Source organism: Paraburkholderia ginsengiterrae (assembly GCF_001645125.1).
Lineage (GTDB): Bacteria > Pseudomonadota > Gammaproteobacteria > Burkholderiales > Burkholderiaceae > Paraburkholderia > Paraburkholderia ginsengiterrae.
The window spans coordinates 110,313-126,620 of record NZ_LXKA01000338.1; the positions used below are offsets into that span (position 1 = coordinate 110,313).

General features: G+C 59.4%; 22 protein-coding genes and 1 pseudogene. 13 read left to right on the forward strand and 10 right to left on the reverse strand.

Going from position 1 to position 16,308, the window contains the following annotated elements; all coding sequences use genetic code 11:
* Positions 1-71: 71 nt before the first annotated feature.
* From ligD to A6V37_RS27290, 3 genes and pseudogenes are all read right to left on the reverse strand, one after another.
* A pseudogene (ligD, locus tag A6V37_RS27280) lies at positions 72-968 on the reverse strand (non-homologous end-joining DNA ligase); the annotation flags it as partial.
* A gap of 68 nt (positions 969-1,036) precedes the next feature.
* Positions 1,037-1,609 (reverse strand): ferritin-like domain-containing protein, encoded by a 573-nt coding sequence (locus A6V37_RS27285; RefSeq protein ID WP_064271540.1) that lies wholly within the window; start codon positions 1,607-1,609, stop codon positions 1,037-1,039.
* A 129-nt stretch (positions 1,610-1,738) separates the two neighbouring features.
* Entirely contained in the window at positions 1,739-1,984 is a 246-nt protein-coding gene (locus tag A6V37_RS27290) for a DUF6723 family protein (protein ID WP_064271541.1), read from the reverse strand.
* Positions 1,985-2,353: 369 nt separating this feature from the next.
* Between A6V37_RS27290 and A6V37_RS41525 the strand changes: the two genes are divergently transcribed.
* Positions 2,354-2,524, forward strand: coding sequence for a hypothetical protein (locus A6V37_RS41525; RefSeq protein WP_165614490.1), 171 nt, complete (start codon positions 2,354-2,356; stop codon positions 2,522-2,524).
* A 285-nt stretch (positions 2,525-2,809) separates the two neighbouring features.
* On the opposite strand, the gene A6V37_RS27295 is transcribed toward A6V37_RS41525, so the two are convergent.
* Together A6V37_RS27295 and A6V37_RS43230 are read right to left on the reverse strand one after the other, a co-directional pair.
* On the reverse strand, positions 2,810-3,202 hold the full coding sequence (locus A6V37_RS27295; RefSeq protein WP_064271542.1) for a response regulator: 393 nt from the start codon (positions 3,200-3,202) through the stop codon (positions 2,810-2,812).
* A 137-nt stretch (positions 3,203-3,339) separates the two neighbouring features.
* Complete coding sequence (locus A6V37_RS43230; protein ID WP_423213166.1) at positions 3,340-3,600, reverse strand: type 1 glutamine amidotransferase family protein; 261 nt, start codon at positions 3,598-3,600, stop codon at positions 3,340-3,342.
* A gap of 28 nt (positions 3,601-3,628) precedes the next feature.
* Between A6V37_RS43230 and A6V37_RS38595 the strand changes: the two genes are divergently transcribed.
* Positions 3,629-3,784: a DUF3309 family protein gene (locus A6V37_RS38595; protein WP_064506454.1), complete on the forward strand. Its 156-nt coding sequence runs from the start codon at positions 3,629-3,631 to the stop codon at positions 3,782-3,784.
* A 42-nt stretch (positions 3,785-3,826) separates the two neighbouring features.
* The gene (locus tag A6V37_RS27305; protein ID WP_064271544.1) at positions 3,827-4,033 is read left to right on the forward strand and encodes a hypothetical protein; all 207 of its coding nucleotides are present in this window, start codon (positions 3,827-3,829) and stop codon (positions 4,031-4,033) included.
* A 150-nt stretch (positions 4,034-4,183) separates the two neighbouring features.
* Here A6V37_RS27305 and A6V37_RS27310 read toward each other — a convergent pair whose 3' ends face one another.
* Positions 4,184-5,209: a hypothetical protein gene (locus A6V37_RS27310; protein ID WP_064271545.1), complete on the reverse strand. Its 1,026-nt coding sequence runs from the start codon at positions 5,207-5,209 to the stop codon at positions 4,184-4,186.
* A gap of 55 nt (positions 5,210-5,264) precedes the next feature.
* On the opposite strand from A6V37_RS27310, the gene A6V37_RS41905 reads away from it, so the two are divergent.
* The 4 genes from A6V37_RS41905 to A6V37_RS27330 all read left to right on the forward strand — a co-directional run bounded on the left by A6V37_RS41905 (position 5,265) and on the right by A6V37_RS27330 (position 8,665).
* Positions 5,265-5,600 carry a hypothetical protein gene (locus tag A6V37_RS41905; protein WP_064271546.1) on the forward strand — a complete coding sequence of 112 codons (336 nt, stop codon included), beginning with the start codon at positions 5,265-5,267 and terminating at the stop codon, positions 5,598-5,600.
* Between the two features lie 207 nt (positions 5,601-5,807).
* Positions 5,808-6,587, forward strand: coding sequence for an acetoacetate decarboxylase (locus A6V37_RS27320; protein ID WP_064271547.1), 780 nt, complete (start codon positions 5,808-5,810; stop codon positions 6,585-6,587).
* Positions 6,588-6,619: 32 nt separating this feature from the next.
* Positions 6,620-7,402, forward strand: a complete 783-nt coding sequence (locus A6V37_RS27325; RefSeq protein WP_064271548.1) for a 3-hydroxybutyrate dehydrogenase — start codon at positions 6,620-6,622, stop codon at positions 7,400-7,402.
* Between the two features lie 9 nt (positions 7,403-7,411).
* On the forward strand, positions 7,412-8,665 hold the full coding sequence (locus A6V37_RS27330) for a DUF3734 domain-containing protein (RefSeq protein WP_064286488.1): 1,254 nt from the start codon (positions 7,412-7,414) through the stop codon (positions 8,663-8,665).
* A 168-nt stretch (positions 8,666-8,833) separates the two neighbouring features.
* Here A6V37_RS27330 and A6V37_RS27335 read toward each other — a convergent pair whose 3' ends face one another.
* Both A6V37_RS27335 and A6V37_RS27340 read right to left on the reverse strand, forming a co-directional pair.
* On the reverse strand, positions 8,834-9,274 hold the full coding sequence (locus A6V37_RS27335; RefSeq protein ID WP_064271550.1) for a hypothetical protein: 441 nt from the start codon (positions 9,272-9,274) through the stop codon (positions 8,834-8,836).
* Positions 9,275-9,358: 84 nt separating this feature from the next.
* Positions 9,359-9,892 carry a tautomerase family protein gene (locus A6V37_RS27340; RefSeq protein ID WP_064271551.1) on the reverse strand — a complete coding sequence of 178 codons (534 nt, stop codon included), beginning with the start codon at positions 9,890-9,892 and terminating at the stop codon, positions 9,359-9,361.
* Between the two features lie 119 nt (positions 9,893-10,011).
* Between A6V37_RS27340 and A6V37_RS27345 the strand changes: the two genes are divergently transcribed.
* From A6V37_RS27345 to A6V37_RS27360, 5 genes are all read left to right on the forward strand, one after another.
* On the forward strand, positions 10,012-11,043 hold the full coding sequence (locus tag A6V37_RS27345) for a GlxA family transcriptional regulator (protein ID WP_064271552.1): 1,032 nt from the start codon (positions 10,012-10,014) through the stop codon (positions 11,041-11,043).
* Positions 11,044-11,097: 54 nt separating this feature from the next.
* Positions 11,098-11,343, forward strand: coding sequence for a hypothetical protein (locus A6V37_RS40990; protein ID WP_131799945.1), 246 nt, complete (start codon positions 11,098-11,100; stop codon positions 11,341-11,343).
* 56 nt (positions 11,344-11,399) lie between these two features.
* Complete coding sequence (gene grxC / locus A6V37_RS27350) at positions 11,400-11,669, forward strand: glutaredoxin 3 (protein WP_064271553.1); 270 nt, start codon at positions 11,400-11,402, stop codon at positions 11,667-11,669.
* Between the two features lie 144 nt (positions 11,670-11,813).
* Positions 11,814-12,335, forward strand: coding sequence for a hypothetical protein (locus A6V37_RS42580; RefSeq protein ID WP_242665947.1), 522 nt, complete (start codon positions 11,814-11,816; stop codon positions 12,333-12,335).
* A 193-nt stretch (positions 12,336-12,528) separates the two neighbouring features.
* Positions 12,529-13,161, forward strand: a complete 633-nt coding sequence (locus tag A6V37_RS27360; RefSeq protein WP_064271555.1) for a LysE family translocator — start codon at positions 12,529-12,531, stop codon at positions 13,159-13,161.
* Positions 13,162-13,184: 23 nt separating this feature from the next.
* On the opposite strand, the gene A6V37_RS27365 is transcribed toward A6V37_RS27360, so the two are convergent.
* A complete protein-coding gene (locus A6V37_RS27365; protein WP_064271745.1) occupies positions 13,185-13,646 on the reverse strand; it encodes a MarR family winged helix-turn-helix transcriptional regulator in 462 nt (153 codons plus the stop codon).
* 73 nt (positions 13,647-13,719) lie between these two features.
* Entirely contained in the window at positions 13,720-14,673 is a 954-nt protein-coding gene (locus A6V37_RS27370) for an alpha/beta fold hydrolase (RefSeq protein WP_064271556.1), read from the reverse strand.
* 493 nt (positions 14,674-15,166) lie between these two features.
* On the opposite strand from A6V37_RS27370, the gene A6V37_RS27375 reads away from it, so the two are divergent.
* Complete coding sequence (locus A6V37_RS27375; protein ID WP_082904875.1) at positions 15,167-16,300, forward strand: efflux RND transporter periplasmic adaptor subunit; 1,134 nt, start codon at positions 15,167-15,169, stop codon at positions 16,298-16,300.
* The last annotated feature ends 8 nt before the right edge of the window (positions 16,301-16,308 follow it).

Here is a 16,308-nt window from a genome sequence, read left to right on the forward strand (position 1 = left end):
TGCCACTCGTGCAAAGGTCTGGCGTTGCCGGCAAGCGCGGCCAGCTGACCGCGCTCAGCGCACCGTCAGTGCTAGCCGCACCCGCCACCTTCATCCAGACGTTTCATCATTGCCGCTGTGATGCGCTGACGCGTCTTCGCATAGCCCTGCCACGGGTCGCGCTTAAGATCATGGAGGCGCTCGAGCACATTCTCGATGGTCCACTGATCGCCACGCGTGGTGGTCGCGATTTCATCCCACGAAAGCGGCACTGACACGCCCAGACCGGGCCGGGCGCGCGCTGAAAGCGCGGCCACCGTGCTCGATCCGCGGTTGTTGCGCAGGTAATCGACAAAGATCTTCTGCCTGCGATTCTGCGGGCCCATCTTCGCGCTGAAGTACTTGGGCAGCGTCGTCGCCATGTGCTGCGCCACCGCTTGCGAAAACGCTTTGACTTCGTCCCAGCCGGCGTGTTTCGTGAGCGGCACCACCACGTGCAGCCCTTTGCCGCCGCTCGTCTTGCAGAACGAGATCAGGCCCAGTTCTTCCAGCAGCGAACGTGTGAGTTGCGCGGCCTCGATCATCCGCTCCCAACCAAGCGACGCTCCGGGGTCGAGGTCGAACACCATGCGATCCGGTTTCTCAATGTTCGACACCAAGGCATTCCATGTATGAAATTCAACGGTGCCCATTTGCGCGGCACCAATCAGCGCCTTGAGCGTATCGACAGTAATCAGCGGCGGATGGCCAGGATCGAGTCCGGGATGCTGCTTGACGTTCGGAATCGACAGTTTCTGGCTGTGCTTCTGAAAGAACAGCTCGCCGCCGATGTCCTCTGGCGCGCGCACCAGCGACACCGGCCGGTCCTGCAGATGCGGCAGCATCCGGTCAGCGACCGATGCGTAGTAGTGCACGAGATCGATCTTGCGGATGCCGGCGCGCTTCTCGATAATGCGGTCAGGATGCGATACGCGGACGCCGGCGACGTCGGCTGACGTTACCTTGACGCTCATTCTCGCCATGAGTTTCCTCGACGCAATCGCATGCCCCCTAAGTCCTATTCGCGGCCATGAAGCAGATCGGCCATATCGTCGGCATGTTCTTCCTCTACCGCGAGGATTTCCTCGAATAGCCGGCGCGTGGTGACATCCTTCTCGCCGAGGTAGCGAACGATCTCTCGATACGTATCGATCGCAATCCGTTCGGCCACCATGTTTTCGCCAATCATGCTGGTCAGGTTCGTGCCTTCCCTGTACTCGGAGTGAGCACGTGTTTTCAGGCTATCCGGCGCAAAATCCGGCTCGCCGCCAAGTTGTACGATGCGCTCGGCAATCCGGTCGGCGTGTTCCTGCTCCTCAGCATCATGCTGGGCGAACTCTTTCGCCACGCCTTCGGAATTGATGCCCTTGGCCATGAAGTGATGCCGCTTGTAACGCAACGTGCAGACGATCTCGGTAGCCAACGCGTCATTGAGCAGTTTCAGCACGATTGCCCGGTCCGCGCCGTACGATTGCGTGACCGGTCCGTCCGACATGTGCTTGCGCGCCTCTTCGCGTATTCTCCGGAGATCCATCACGAAAGAATCCTTGGATTCGGATACTGTATCGGTCGCTGCGGGTGACTTCGTCATCGATCCTCTCCTTGATCAGGTGTGGCAATCTGTAGCTCGCTTTCGCGCGGTGACATACGGGTGGCAAGCGGGTGGCATGCGGTGCTCTGCGTCAACCATGGCAGCAACCCGAATGCCCGGGAATGCATGTCACTTCTCCGGGGTGGCGCGATCCGCGGCCACAATTTTCCGGCCATATTCGATGGCGGCCCGGCGCGCCTCCTCGAAGGTCGCGCAAGGCCCGATCTGAGGCGCGCCGTCAAATGGGAAGAGAACCTTCCGGTCAGCTTTTCTGAGAACTTTCAGCCTGCCCACGAAACGGCCGTCACTGGTCCCGTGGTAGCTACCGTGAATTTCGTATTCGCCATCGTCAATGTCGGCCTTATGTCGCGCCATTTGCAGTCTCTCGTTCAGCGCCTTCGGTGCGTAAGATCAACGCCGCATCGGCGCGAACTTGCCTTGACGGCAGCACGCGTGGCGACATTCAGGGCTCCGCCAGTTTGCCCCTCCCTTGCGGATTCATGTCCCAACGAACCAGAATCGATCATTAATCGGTCAGCAAAAGAGGTACCTGCCAGGCTCAGTTCTGTACCCGTTCTCATGAAGGCCCCGCACATGCACCCCGCGAGGACATGCCGCGCACCACGGCGCACCGCCCCGCCGCGTCTTCGAGCCACGTAAAAAAAGCGGCACGTTGCCGGCTCGGGCCGCTTGCGGTACGGCACTTGCTGGCTTCCTGGCAACACGATTCGAAGGAGCCAGGCCATGAACCAGAAGACCTCCACGCAACAGCCCGATCGCGGCCAACCCAAACCAGTGGAGCACAGCGACGATCAGCGCAGCCGCATGCCGGAGCGCCACGATGAAGCACGCAAACAGTCGCCGGCAGACAAGCCGGGCAAGAAACCGGGTGAAGGTGAGCCATCTGTTGGCTGAGCGCCGGCTATCATATGTTTCAGCCACATTGACGCCTTCCGTCAAATCGTAGTGCTGATCATTTCGGCTGAATCGCGCATCTCCTCTTTCGCTCTCGTCCCGGGAATCAGGGTGGCTTATATACCAATCGGTCTGGAACACTGCCCATCGAGCAGATTTCAAGCATGACTGAATAGGTGCGGCACGCACACGCTCACTCAGCACGGTTGTTTGCAAACTTTACGCCCTTTGCAAACGTTGCTGCCGGCATCCGCATCGCCAACAAGGCCGCGGATCAAGGGCAACCTATTTCGAGGGAGGGGAAGCGCCCGGACGTCTCGCGGCGCTGGTCGGCCCTATCAGCCGACCGATCAACTCCAGCAATTGCGACGCGGCAACAGGCTTGCGGAGAAACGCCACAGCAGACAATCCCGAAGGCGGAGCCGCTGTTGCCGAGGTCAGGACTACCGGGACGTCGGCGAGGCGGGCGTTGGCTCGCATCGCACGGAGAAGCGCCGGTCCGTCCATGACCGGCATCATCCAGTCCGATATCACGATGTCAGGCCGTTGCTCCTTCGCAATGCGCATTGCCTGTGCGCCGTCGGCTGCCGTCCTGACAAGATAGCCCTGTGATGCCACCAGAGCTTCCATCGCCTGCAGTGCATTCGCGTTGTCTTCCACCAGCAGCACCGTCGACATGACCCCCCTCCGTAGTTTCTTGAATCTGAGCAACGAGCGGTCCCACGATAAAACGCGCAACAGCGGATAGATTCTGGAAGCAGAGGCGCGCGATACACAATCGGCCGTGTCCCGTGTCACCTCGGCTCGCCGCACATCTACCGTCGCGCGATCAGCTTGCTGCCGAGTTCGGAGAGAAGTTCGGGCTTGCCACACGAGATGAATTTGCCGACTTCGACAACCCGCGCTTCGACCCAGTGTCCACCCGCGCTGCGAATATCGTCCTGCAGGCTGGGCCAACTGGTAAAAAAAATCCGGTCGCTGATCCAACAGGTTCCAGAACTGGCGCATGCCGCGTTCCCGGTTCTATCAGGCACGACCATTGCGCCACCATGGACACCCGTATCGACGGTTGTCATTTAATGATGCTTGCCAATTGGAGGCCTTATGCTTGGGACCATTCTTCTTATCGTACTGATCCTGCTTTTGATCGGCGCCTTTCCTGCGTGGCCGCACAGCCGGAGCTGGGGATATGCCCCAACGGGCACGCTCGGCCTGATCGTTGTGATCGTCGTAGTTCTGGTGGTTCTGGGTCAGATATAGCGCGTGCAAGAACAAACCAGACCACATATCAAGGAGAGCATCATGAATGACCATGCCGGACGCTCGCACGACGAACGCGTTGCCGCTCGCCAACGCAAAAAGACCCCGGCCCAGGAACAACCGGGAGGTGCGATGGCAGTAGAGGGCACCGAACCTGACGCCACCCACAGTTCCGGCGAGCTTTCTGAAAAAGGCAAGGATGTCTGGCGCAAGGGTGCGGGGATGGATGGGGGTGGAAAGTCATCCTGAAGACTGGTGTTGACTGCCGGCGAAGCGCTCGCTTTTCGAGTACTACGACACAGTCGCACTCGACGCGCTGCTGGACATCCTGCCGCGCACGCGTACGCCGGCGCTCTGCAAGTCAGTTCAGAACGCCGGCGGCCGAGTGACCATCCAGCGTCATTCCCGGCCGGTCACACGCGCCCAGCCATGTCGCACAGCCACCTTGAAACGGTCCCAGCCGCTATCGGGATAGGTGGTTTCCCAGTTCCGCCGGACGTCCGCCTCGACGTCGGGCCAGTCGTAGTCGCGATAGCGAGCATCCCGCCCAACTGCCGCACCATGCCGGTATGCCTGCTGATAGTCCTTGTACGGCGAGCCGGTGTTCGCGTACTGGTTGTCGTAGTCATGGCGAAATTCGTCCTCGTACGAGCTGTACTCGTCTTCAGACGTTGTGCCTGTCAACGCAGCGCCGCGCGGATCTGGTACCGCCTCCCGGTTTTGCTGAGCGCCGTTGCCGAGCGTATACGCGCGGCCGGCCCCCTCCTCCGGTACAGCCGCAACGCCGGCGCCGCCTGCGGGATGTGGATTGGCGCGTTCGCGCGCCTCCGGCCCGGCCACCGGACCCGCGTTCATGTTTCTGCTCATGCCGTCCGCTGCGGGATCTTCCGTGCGATTCGTGCCGGCTTGCGAACGCAAAGACTGACCGCTCGCTGCAGCCATGCCCGCTGAGGGTTGCGAGCGCACTTCGCTCTCCATGATGCGAGACAGCGAGTCGTCGCGGCGCCACCCTGCCGCCAGATCATCGATATCGACCGCTCCCCTGCGGGTCATCGCCTCCTGCGCAACGTCGACTTTCGCGTCCGAGGTATCGACACTGACGATTGCACCCCCGCGCCGAATCACCTCTCGGTAGAACTCGGTCTCCAGCGGATATTCCCCCTGACGGAACGTCCGCGCAAAGAGCCGCTCAAGCTGTTCGAGCTGCTCACGCTGCTCACGCTGCTCGAGCGGACTGGCCACCGAACCATCGTGCATGCTGCTCGAGCCGTGCGCGTACGCACGGGGGCCATGCTTCACGGGGCGCACGGTTGCCGTCGAATAAACCGATATGTCGTCCGGCACAAAGTTGGCATCGACCAGCGCTCGCTGCGCGCTCGATGCGTCGACGTAACTGTCAAAAACACCTATTACTGTCTGCGTCATGTTTCCCTCCGCTGTATTAGCCAATCCGGATGCCGGGTCTCGCGATTGTTTTTATGTGAGCCGCGATGTCTATCGCTGGTCAACCAGCACCACCATCGCGCCGCAAGGCCTGTACCCGCGGACTTTCGAAACTGATCCCTGGGGGCCTTACTGCGGTTTCGCTCCGTCGGCGGGCGGGGTGCGAATCATCCTGTCGTTGGTGGGCTTGTCCGGCTTCTTCACGGGCATGTTGTCAGGATTGGTCGCGCTCGCCGCGCCTGAAGCCGCTGCGGGCGGCGGCTTGATCATCGGCGTTTCCGGTTGCGGCGCGCTGGCCTGCGCCTGTGCCATAACCGCGGAGACGGTTGAGATGGCGAACACGAAAACCGTGCTGGTGCATACGAGTGCGTGACGAGGCCTCATCGTCTTCCCCCAATTGCCTGCTTGACAGTCAGGCGCAATGGGCATGCCCGCCTTGCGTCTGCTGTGTGACCAAAGTTCCAGTCGCAGCGTTGCGGATTAGGTAACAATCTGTTGACAAATGGTGGCTCCTATTGCGTAAGCATTGCCTCTACCATTGCACCGGTGCCGCATACGCTGCCAGTCATAAGGGAGTCTCATGAATATCGCTTCAATCCGCAAAGACGCTTTTGCGATGCCTGTTCACAATCCTGCGTACCCCCGGCCGCCGTACCGCTTCATCAATCGGGAGTACTTCATCATTTCGTACGAGACCGATTTCGACGCGTTGCGCGCCATAGTGCCGGAGCCGCTGCACCCGGAAAACGACCTCGTACATTACGAATTCATTCGCATGCCGGATTCGTCGGGCTTCGGTGACTACACCGAAAGCGGTCAGGTCATCTCAGTGCGCGACCAGCAAGGGCGCCTCGGCAACTACACACATTCGATGTACCTCGACGACGAAGGGCCGATCGCGGGCGGCCGGGAGATCTGGGGTTTTCCGAAGAAGCTGGCCAGGCCGACTTTGAGCGTCGACGGCAACGACACGCTGCTCGGCACGCTCGACTACGGCACGCAGCGTATCGCAACCGGCACGATGGGCTTCAAGCACGTGGCGCTCGACATCGAGGCCGAACGCAAGAAGCTTGCTGACACACCGAATTACCTGTTGAAAGTGATTCCGCACGTCGACGGTTCGCCGCGCGTGTGTGAACTCGTGCGCTTCTATCTGCGCGACGTGAGCGTGCTCGGCGCGTGGTCGGGTCCGGCCGCGCTCGAACTGCATCCGCACGCGCTGGCGCCCGTCGCCGATCTGCCGGTGAAGCGCGTGGTCGGCGCGCGGCACGTGATCGCCAACCTCACGCTCGATATCGGGGAAGTTGCGCTCGATTATCTGGCTTCGACCGAGAGCGTGAAGCTCGCCGTCAATCAATAACGCTTCGAGAACGGATAGAGAGGGAAAACAGCATGTCGTTGAACAATAGAGTCGCGCTCGTGACGGGTGCAGCAAGCGGTATCGGTGAACAGTGCGCGCGCAAACTCGCGAGCCTCGGTGCCGCGGTGGTGATTGCCGACCTGAATCTCGAAAGCGCGCAGAAGGTGGCGAGCAGCATCGTTGCGGCGGGCGGCAAGGCGCTCGCGGTTGCGATGGACGTCACCAGCGAAGAAGCGGTCAACAGCGGCATCGAACGCGCGGTGCAGGAACTCGGCAGCCTCGATGTGCTCGTCTCGAACGCGGGCATCCAGATCGTCGCTCCCATTGAAGACTATGCGTTCTCGGACTGGAAGAAGATGCTGGCGATCCATCTGGACGGCGCCTTCCTCACGACGAAGGCGGCGATCAAGCACATGTACGCGGGTGGCAAAGGCGGCTCGATCGTCTACATGGGTTCGGTGCATTCGCACGAGGCGTCGAAGCTGAAATCCGCCTATGTGACGGCCAAGCATGGCTTGCTCGGACTCGCCCGTGTGGTCGCGAAGGAAGGCGGATCACGCGGCGTGCGGGCGAACGTGGTGTGTCCGGGTTTTGTGCGTACACCGCTCGTCGACAAGCAGATTCCCGAGCAGGCCAAGGCGCTCGGCATCTCCGAAGCCGAGGTGGTTAAGAACGTGATGCTCAGGGAAACCGTGGACGGTGAATTCACCACGGTCGAAGACGTCGCCAATACGGTTGCATTCCTTGCGGGCTTCGAATCGAATGCACTCACCGGTCAGTCGATCATTGTCAGCCATGGCTGGGCAATGCAATAAGGGGTATGTATGCTCGGTAGCCCGAAGAAAATCAAGCGGCAGCCGGATGCTTTCGTGCTGCCGCGCTACGACGAAATTGCCTTGGTGCTGCAGGGCGGCGGCGCGCTCGGCTCCTATCAGGCGGGCGTCTACGAAGGCCTCGCCGAGGCCGGTGTGCAACCGAACTGGATCGCCGGCGTCTCGATCGGCGCGCTGAACACGGCGATCATTGCCGGCAATGCGCCGGAGAAACGCGTGGAAGCATTGCGCGGATTCTGGGATTCGATCTGCCATCCGCTCGACTGGATCAGCGGACTGGGCGCCTGGGCGCTGCCCGGGCTTGGCCTGCAGGACCAGTCGCGCAAATGGGCCAGCATGTGGGCAGCCGGGCGCGCGTTGACCGAGGGCCAACCGGGCTTCTTCTCGCCGCGCGTGCCGTTGCCGGCGGCAGGTTTCGGCAAGCAGCGCCCCGATGTGGTCAGCTACTACGATACGGCCGCGCTGAAGGCAACGTTGTTGAAGTTCGCCGATTTCGACCGCATCAATGACGGCGACATCCGCGTTTCGGTAGGCGCGGTGAACGTACGGACCGGCAATCTGGTGTACTTCGACAACACGAAGATGCGTCTGGAACCGGAGCATTTCATGGCGTCGGGTGCGTTGCCGCCGGGCTTTCCGGCGGTTGAGATCGACGGCGAATACTACTGGGACGGCGGCCTCGTTTCCAACACGCCGCTGACCGAAGTGCTGCGTGATTCCGACCACAAGGATGCGCTGGTTTTTCAGGTCGATCTGTGGAGCGCGCGAGGCAATGTGCCGGGCGACTTCCTCGACGTGTCCGAGCGTGCCAAGGATATTCAGTACTCGAGCCGTACGCGGGCGATTACCAACATGCTCGCGGACCGTCAGAAGCATGCGCGTTTTATCAAGGAACTGCTGACCCACGTTCCGCACGATCTGCGCAAGGCCGATCCGCTATTCCGTCTCGCCGAAGAAGCGGCCGATGGCAGCGCGATCAATGTGGTGCATCTCATCTACAAGAACAAGCCTTATGAGGGGCACTACAAGGACTACGAGTTCAGCGTCGATACGATGCACGAGCATTGGGAAAGCGGGCTCGAAGACATTCGCGATTCGTTTGCTCACCGGGAGTGGTTCGATGTGCCGAGCCGCGAACAGGGTTTCGTGACGCACGACGTGCATCGCCAGCCGGGCTCGGTGCCGCAGTCCGATCGTGAAATGCCTGAATTGCCGCTTGGAGCGGAACGGAAGGTTGCGGCTTGAGGCGGGAACGGCCGCCGATTTCGCTCTTCGCGCACAGAATGCCGAGGTGTGCGGAGTCGAGCGGCAGTGCACCATGCCGACCAGAACGTTAAACAGGATGACTCACCGGGAGAAGGGAACGTCCTCTAACTACCAGAACAATGTGGCTCTGGTTACTGCATCAACCGGTCAAGTCGCAGCGGACGCTGCATTCAAAGCCGCGGCTTCCGGTCCCGTCAAATAGAGGTCGCGGAACCGCTCGTCAACGCGCTCCCACATCAGGTTCGAAAATAGCACCGCGGCTTTCAGCGGACGATGGTTGATTACCACAGAGTCGGCTTCGCCCTGCTCATTCAGATGAGCCACTAGCACGGTCTCGATCGGTAGGCCCTGAATCCGCGAGCGGTAGGACTCCATATAAAGCCCGTTGCCTACCACGCCTTTGTAACTATGATGCTGGAATTCGTAGAGCGAGACTGCGTGCTTGATCACGGAAAGGATGTCGGCCCGTCCTTCAACCGGACGCTTCAGGACAGTCGCCTCGAGCGTTGCATTTTCGGCCAGTTTGGTCAGCCAGAGCGGCGGACCGCCAGCAGGAGCCATGACAGGCGCCGTATCGTTGAACTTCATGTTGATTCTCCGTCAAATGTATGAACATTGTCAGCGCGAGCGGGGACACTCCCCCTCCGCTGAATATCGTACGAAGGATGCCGCTTACGACTCGGCAACGTGGGAACTAGCGGCATCCAGAGCCGCGGCCAACGTGATGCGTGCTTTTTCGCGGCGTCTGCGCGCGAGTCGCTCCTCGCCGACATGCCGTTCGGCCTCACCAGCCAAAATCGCGTGAATCGCGGGCAGCGTCCAGATGCCGCCACGACTGCCCCACTGGCCGTCGGGGATTTCAGTTGGGAACACCCAGACGCGCGGCGCGACCTCGTCAAACGGCCGGTTCTCCGCGCGCGCCACCGCTTCCGTCACGTCTTTTAACAGCTTGCTGCGGACTTCATCCGTATATTGCCCCTCCGGCACCGACGGAATAACGCGGTAGCGCGCCGCCATCGAGCGTTCTCCGCCGACGAAAACGGCGGCGGGTCGATGGAGATTGAGAACGGTGACGCTCCGCGCGATCGGACTGCTCGGGTCGTAGCCTTCCGCAGCGATCAAAATGTCAGTCAATTCGCGAACCAGATGTGCTTCGGCTTCAGGAGTCAGGGCATCTTCCGGCCACAATGCGTCGATCATCGGCATGGTGTAATTCCTTCGTGAGGTAGTTTGGTCAACGGATGATCCGCCTTTACGAGGACGGGTGGAAGTGGCAGTATTGCCATTGTTAGAGGAATATCAGACACACGAAAGGCGGCCGCCAAATGATCACTATTCGGATCTGGGTCTACGACGGAATCATGGCATCCGGCGTCGCGGGCCCCATCGACATCTTCAACGCCGCGAATCATCTGGGCGCCCGCGAGTCCGCGCGCGGCAGCGCAGTTTTGCCCGGTTTTGTGTGGCGCGTGGAATCGCTTGACGGACAATCCGTCAAGGCTGCTTCGGGCCAGAGCATTTCCGTGGACGGCAAAATCGATCCACGCAAACGTGCGGATGTCATCCTGCTAACGGCCCCTTTTTTCTCCAACATGGACGAATTCGTCGGCCGCCGGGAGCAGTTGAACGCGCTGTCTTCCGCCCTACGGTCCCAGCGTAAAGCCGGCGCCTTGCTGGCTGCTTACTGCACCGGCAACTACCTGCTTGCGGAGGCGGGCTTGCTCGATGGCCGGATCGCCACGACACACTGGGCGAAGGCGGCTGACTTCGCCCGACGTTATCCTCATGTCGAACTTCGGGCCAGCGAAGTTCTGACCGGGCAAGATGGCATTCTTTCGGGTGGTTCGGTGACGTCGTACCTCAACCTCGCCGTGCGGCTGGTGGAAATGTTCGCCGGCGAGAAGCTCGCCGCGACGACAGCCAGGTCGCTTCTGATCGATATAAACCGGACTTCTCAGGCTTCCTACGCGACGCTTCTCGACGAACACGGTCACGTCGATCCGCTCGTCGCGCGAGCTCAGGAGCGAATGGAGGCGACGCTTCAGCAACGGTTTCGGCTAAGCGAACTCGCGGACTGGCTTGCTGTCAGCGAACGGACTCTTAATCGGCACTTCAAGCTGGCAGTGGGCCTCGCACCATTAGCGTATCTTCAGAACCTGCGCATCGAAGTCGCCAAACGCTTGCTGGAATCCAGGCCCATTGGCGTCGACATGGTCAGCCAGCAAGTGGGTTACGGAGACGTCAGCACATTTCGGCAGCTGTTCAAACGCAAAACAGGTCTCTCGCCGAGCGAATATCAAATGCGATTTGCTCGCAGCTCCTCGGCGGACAATACCCGGCGCGAGTTCCCCGAGTAGAGTCGACGTCCCCCGTCGCCGTTGCGAGTAGGCTGAAGCCCAGCAGCGTCTCGCGTGCTTAATCAGGAATCCATACCGGTTACAGCCGCCCGCCACTCCAAGCATGTTGAGACGATCGAGCATGTCTTTGAGCCGCAGGAGCCTGGCTGGTTCGCTGTTGCATCTTTAAACTTCAATGCTAAGTGCTTTGCCAGTACAACGGGTGACGATCAATCCGTGATTGACGCCGACGTGCGCCGGCAAAAGCACCTTTCGTGGACCGCTGCGTTGTCGTTTCCGCCTTCGGATAGCCAGGCGTGATAGCCGCAATCCGACCCGCCAAGCGGATTAAACCATAGTCTGGAAGGGAATTTTTCATGAAAACTGTCACGATCTATACCACATCCAATTGCACATATTGCATGGCCGCCAAATCTCTTCTGAAAGCCAAAGGTGTGTCGTTCGACGAAATTGCCCTCGATGGCGATCGAGTTGCCGCATCCGCTCTGGTCGAAAGAACCGGCCGTCGCACGGTACCGCAGATTTTCATCGGCGCGACGCATGTCGGGGGATTTGACGATCTGAAAGCACTTGATGTGGCCGGGCACCTGGACGCACTACTTCAGCGGCTGGTGCATAACGGCTGATTAGAAGGAACGCTTCCACGCCATAGAGTGGGCCCCGTCTGACTGTGAAATTCTGCTTCACGGCTTATCAACATTGCGATGAATAGTCGCTCGTGAACAGCGATGGTATCTTGGCACCAGCAATTCAGGAGCGGGGATTATGCAATGACTGATGGTCTTGACGGCGTGCGCAAACAGTATCGCGCGACCGGTCTGGTTGAACGACTGAAAGTCGCACTCCCAGCCCTGAACCGGGGCCTCCGCCGACATGTCGGCGCTGGGCGCCGGATGAAACGTCTTCTTCTTAATTTGACAACAGCCTCTGTGCTGATCACTTCTGCTGGAGTCTCCATGGCACAACCCACGCCAATGCCAACCACGCCAATCACGAAGATATTGGCGATCGGCACATTTCCACCGGGCACGGATATGCAACTGGTCCAACACACTCTTCCGACTGAAGTTCGCGAGACCGCGCAGCTCTACCTCGAGGGCAAGATTGACCAATGGTATTCATTGCAGGACCAACCTGGAGTGGTGTTCATCCTGAACGTCACGGACGTAAGTCAAGCGCATGAAATGCTAGAGGCACTTCCCTTGGGGAAAGCCCACTTGATGACATTCTCACTGCTCCCAATAGGCCCGCTGAAGCCGTTGAGCAAGCTTTTGAATTCGCCCTCCCGGTAGTGTCGAGTACTCGGGAAGATACCGGATTACACCGGAGTGGACTGCCACTGTTCAAGCGCTGGACCAGTTCACGCCATCGAGTGCGCCCTGCCTGACTGTGAAATTCTGCTTCATGGCTTATCAACGTTGTGATGAATAGTCGCTCGTGAAAAGCGATGGTATCTTGACACCAGCAATTTCGTGGATTCTGAACATGACTGGAAACGCCTACTTCTCGACAAACCTGCTGCTCGCCTATGCAGCGTACTTCGTTGGCACCGCGAGTCCTGGACCGAGCAACCTTGCAATCATCTCCTTAGCGGCCAGTCACGGACGGAAAGCCGCAATGATGTTCGCACTCGGTGTCATCTCGGGGTCGATGTTCTGGGCGACGGTGGCAACGCTAGGCGTGTCGGCTGCCCTGATCGCCTACTCTCAAGTCATCATTGCCTTCAAAATTTTTGGTGGCCTATATCTCTTGTGGTTAGCCTTCAAATCCGGGCGCAATGCCCTTGCGACAGCAGATGCATCCGCGATGAAGCTGGAACGAACACAGACATTGACAGGTGTCTACGCCCGCGGAGCGATCCTCCATCTCACCAATCCGAAAGCCATCCTCGTTTGGGTTTCAATTGTTGCCCTATCGTCGAACAACACGGGATCTGCGCATGGTGCTCTGGTTGGCGGCTGTGCGGCGATTGGATGTCTGGTGTTCGGAGGTTATGCGGTACTGTTTTCGACGGACTCGGCTCGCAGGATATACGTGCGGACCCGCCGCGCACTGGAAGGATGCTTGGCCGTCGTATTTGGGATTGCCGGAATCAGGCTTCTTGCGTCGCGTGTCTAGCTGCACACTGCCGTGGCAGCACGCTAATCCGCCAGCAACCTGTTCGCGATCGACAACAAGGCAGCGGCACCTTCTTTGCCCAACAACCTTTTCGCCGTCTGCTGAGCCGCGCGCCAGGCCGGCATGGCGGTCACCAGCAATCTACGCCCCGCATCGGACAGCACGATGGGACGACTGCGCCCGTACGTGGACTCCAACTCTTCAATCCATCCCTGGTCCAGCAGCAATTGAAGATTGCGCGTTGAAGTCGATCGCTCAAGATGATTGGCGCGGCCTATTTCAGCGCGGCTGCCACCGTTCATTTTGGCAATCAGGACGAGCATGGAGAATTGCGACGAATTGACGTCATATGAGCGAAGCGCCTGATCATATATGCTGGTAACGACACGCGAAATGGATCGCGTTCGCGTGAGCAAACAGTGCTGAGTTACCTCGTCGATCAGGTCAGGCTGCAACGCCGGCTTGTTCGGTGATTTGGTAGTCATATGCTGCATTAAAGTGTAGATGCATGTGAATACTTCAATGTATGCCGTCGGCTGCACCGACGACGCACTCGCTCTAGTCTTTCGCGGGATTGCTGCCCGCGCTAAACGCGGCCCTGACTTCGTTCACCGTCTGCTCAGGCGCTTGCAAATGCGGATAATGGCCGAGCCCGGGGAGAATCGTAAGCTTCACTCCGTTACGGTTTGCGTACTCGACGCCCATTTCCTTCATGATGTAGATGTCCTGCTCGCCCCACACCACCTTCACAGGGACCTTCAGCTTTGCCATATTGGCTTCGAAGTAGTCCTGGTCGCGGGTGAAGCAGGAGTAGTAGTGATAGAAGGCGTCTGCCGATGTGACCTCACCGCCCCACCCTTTCGCCATATCGTCCCTGAACTCCTGCGACAACGCGTAGCGCTCCTCCGGAGGCATGCCGCGGAAGAAGGTGTTTGCCAGAATTTCGTCACGGTTCGTGTTCATCGCGGCATGCACGGCGTCCGACGAAGGCTTGGACTTCAGACCCTGCAAAGTTGAATACATATACTGCGGACGATTGAACGGGGCAAAGTCGCCAACGATGATCTCCCTGGCGATATCCGGTTGCTCCAATGCTGCCAGCAGCGCGGGCAAGGCCCCGATATCGGTCGCATAAATCAACAGCTCCGAACTGTCGATCCCAGACGTGCGGATATAGTCTTCCAGCACGTGGGCATAATCCTTTGGCGCATAGGAGAAGCGATCGGCGCCTGGACGCGAGGACTGTCCGTAACCCGGCCAGTCAAACGCATGCACCTCGTAGTCGCTGGACAAGGATTCGGCAATCGGCTTCCACGCATACATCGTCTCCGGGAAGCCGTGCAGGAACAGTACCGTGCCCTTGGGATGCGCAGGCCGATAGACCATGCGACGCAGCTTGATGTCAGGATTGACCTGCACCTCGCCGACTTCGACCTTCGGTGCCGACGAGGATGACGTCGGCAGATTGGTGCTTGCGGAGAAGACTGTCGCCTTCGTTAAATGTCTGAACATAATCGTGATCCTCGTCGAGTGCTCGCGTCGTATGCCGCACCATATGGTTAGATATGGTGCATATACACCATGCAGCGGACTATAGTGTATATACACCACACGATCAAGCGAGAACGTGTGCAGGAAATCGCACTTCACTGTTTCATGATCAGACTGAAACAATGAAGTGCAATTTCTAGAACGCAATTTTCGTTGACCATATAGTGCATACGCACTATATTTTGCGACGATGGTGTATCTGCACCAAGTTCGTCCATCGTATGCGGCGTATCAAGCCGTTCACGAGCGGGGATTTTGCAGTGACCAGCACACTTGATGGCGTACCGCCATCACCGCATCGCACGCACTTCCGATTCGCCTCTGCTGCCTAGGACAGTTGTCGTTTTACTAACTATGCATTTAAGTATGCATATGCACAGCTAGCCTCCGTCGCCGCAATGCCTCGTTTGATGCCTGCCGGCGCGTGAATTTTTGATACTTGCACGGATTGGTTATGGATGTCACACGGATTAAATTGGGAATGGTCGGCGCCGTAGCGGGAACGCTAGCCCTGGCCGCATGTGGGCAAAAGCCGCCCGTACGTTCACCCGGGCTGCCTGAGGTCGGCGTGATAACAGTCGCACCACAGGCGGTCACGACGACAACCGAACTACCGGGCCGCACCAATGCCTTTCTTGTCGCCCAGGTTCGGGCACGCGTCGACGGTATCGTGCTGCACCGCGGATTTACAGAAGGCGACGACGTAAAGGAAGGACAACGTCTCTACAAGATCGACCCGGCGCCCTATGTCGCCGCGTTGAATAGCGCCAGGGCAACGCTCGCGAAGGCGAGAGCCAACGCGATTGCCGCCGATTCCCTTGCTCAGCGTGATAAGCCGCTGGTGGCCGCAAACGCGATCAGCAAGCAGGAATACGACAATGCTGTCGCCGCGGCTGGACAAGCGGAAGCCGACATTGCCGCAGCGAAGGCAGCGGTCGATACAGCGCAGATCAATCTCAACTACACGGACGTGATATCGCCGATCTCGGGCCGGGTTGGCATATCGCAAGTCACGCCGGGCGCGTATGTGCAGACGAGCCAGGCGACGCTGATGGCCACGATCCAGCAGTTGGACCCGATGTATGTGGACGTGACGCAATCGAGTCTCGAAGGCTTGCGACTGCGCCGCGAATTCGAGGAAGGAAAGCTCGACGCGGCTGGACCGAACGCGGCTGCGGTTTCACTGACCCTCGAAGATGGACGCGTTTATCCGCTGCAAGGCAAGCTGCAATTCTCGGACGTGACCGTCGATCAGACCACCGGGTCGGTGACGATCCGCGCGCTTTTCCCGAACCCGAACCATGTTCTGCTGCCGGGTATGTTTGTGCGCGCGCACATTCAGGAGGGAATCAGACAAGGCGCATACGTGGTGCCGCAAATCGGCATTACACATGATCAGAAGGGCCGCGCAACGGCGCTGGTCGTCGGACAGGACAACAAGGTGGTGTTGCGTCAGGTCGTCACATCGTCGACTTCCGGCACCAACTGGATCGTGGAAGGCGGCTTGAATCCAGGCGACCGCGTGATCGTGGAGGGCACCGAGAAGGTTCGCCCGGGCGCGATCGTGAAAGCCACTGCTGCGCGGTAACGGGGGCG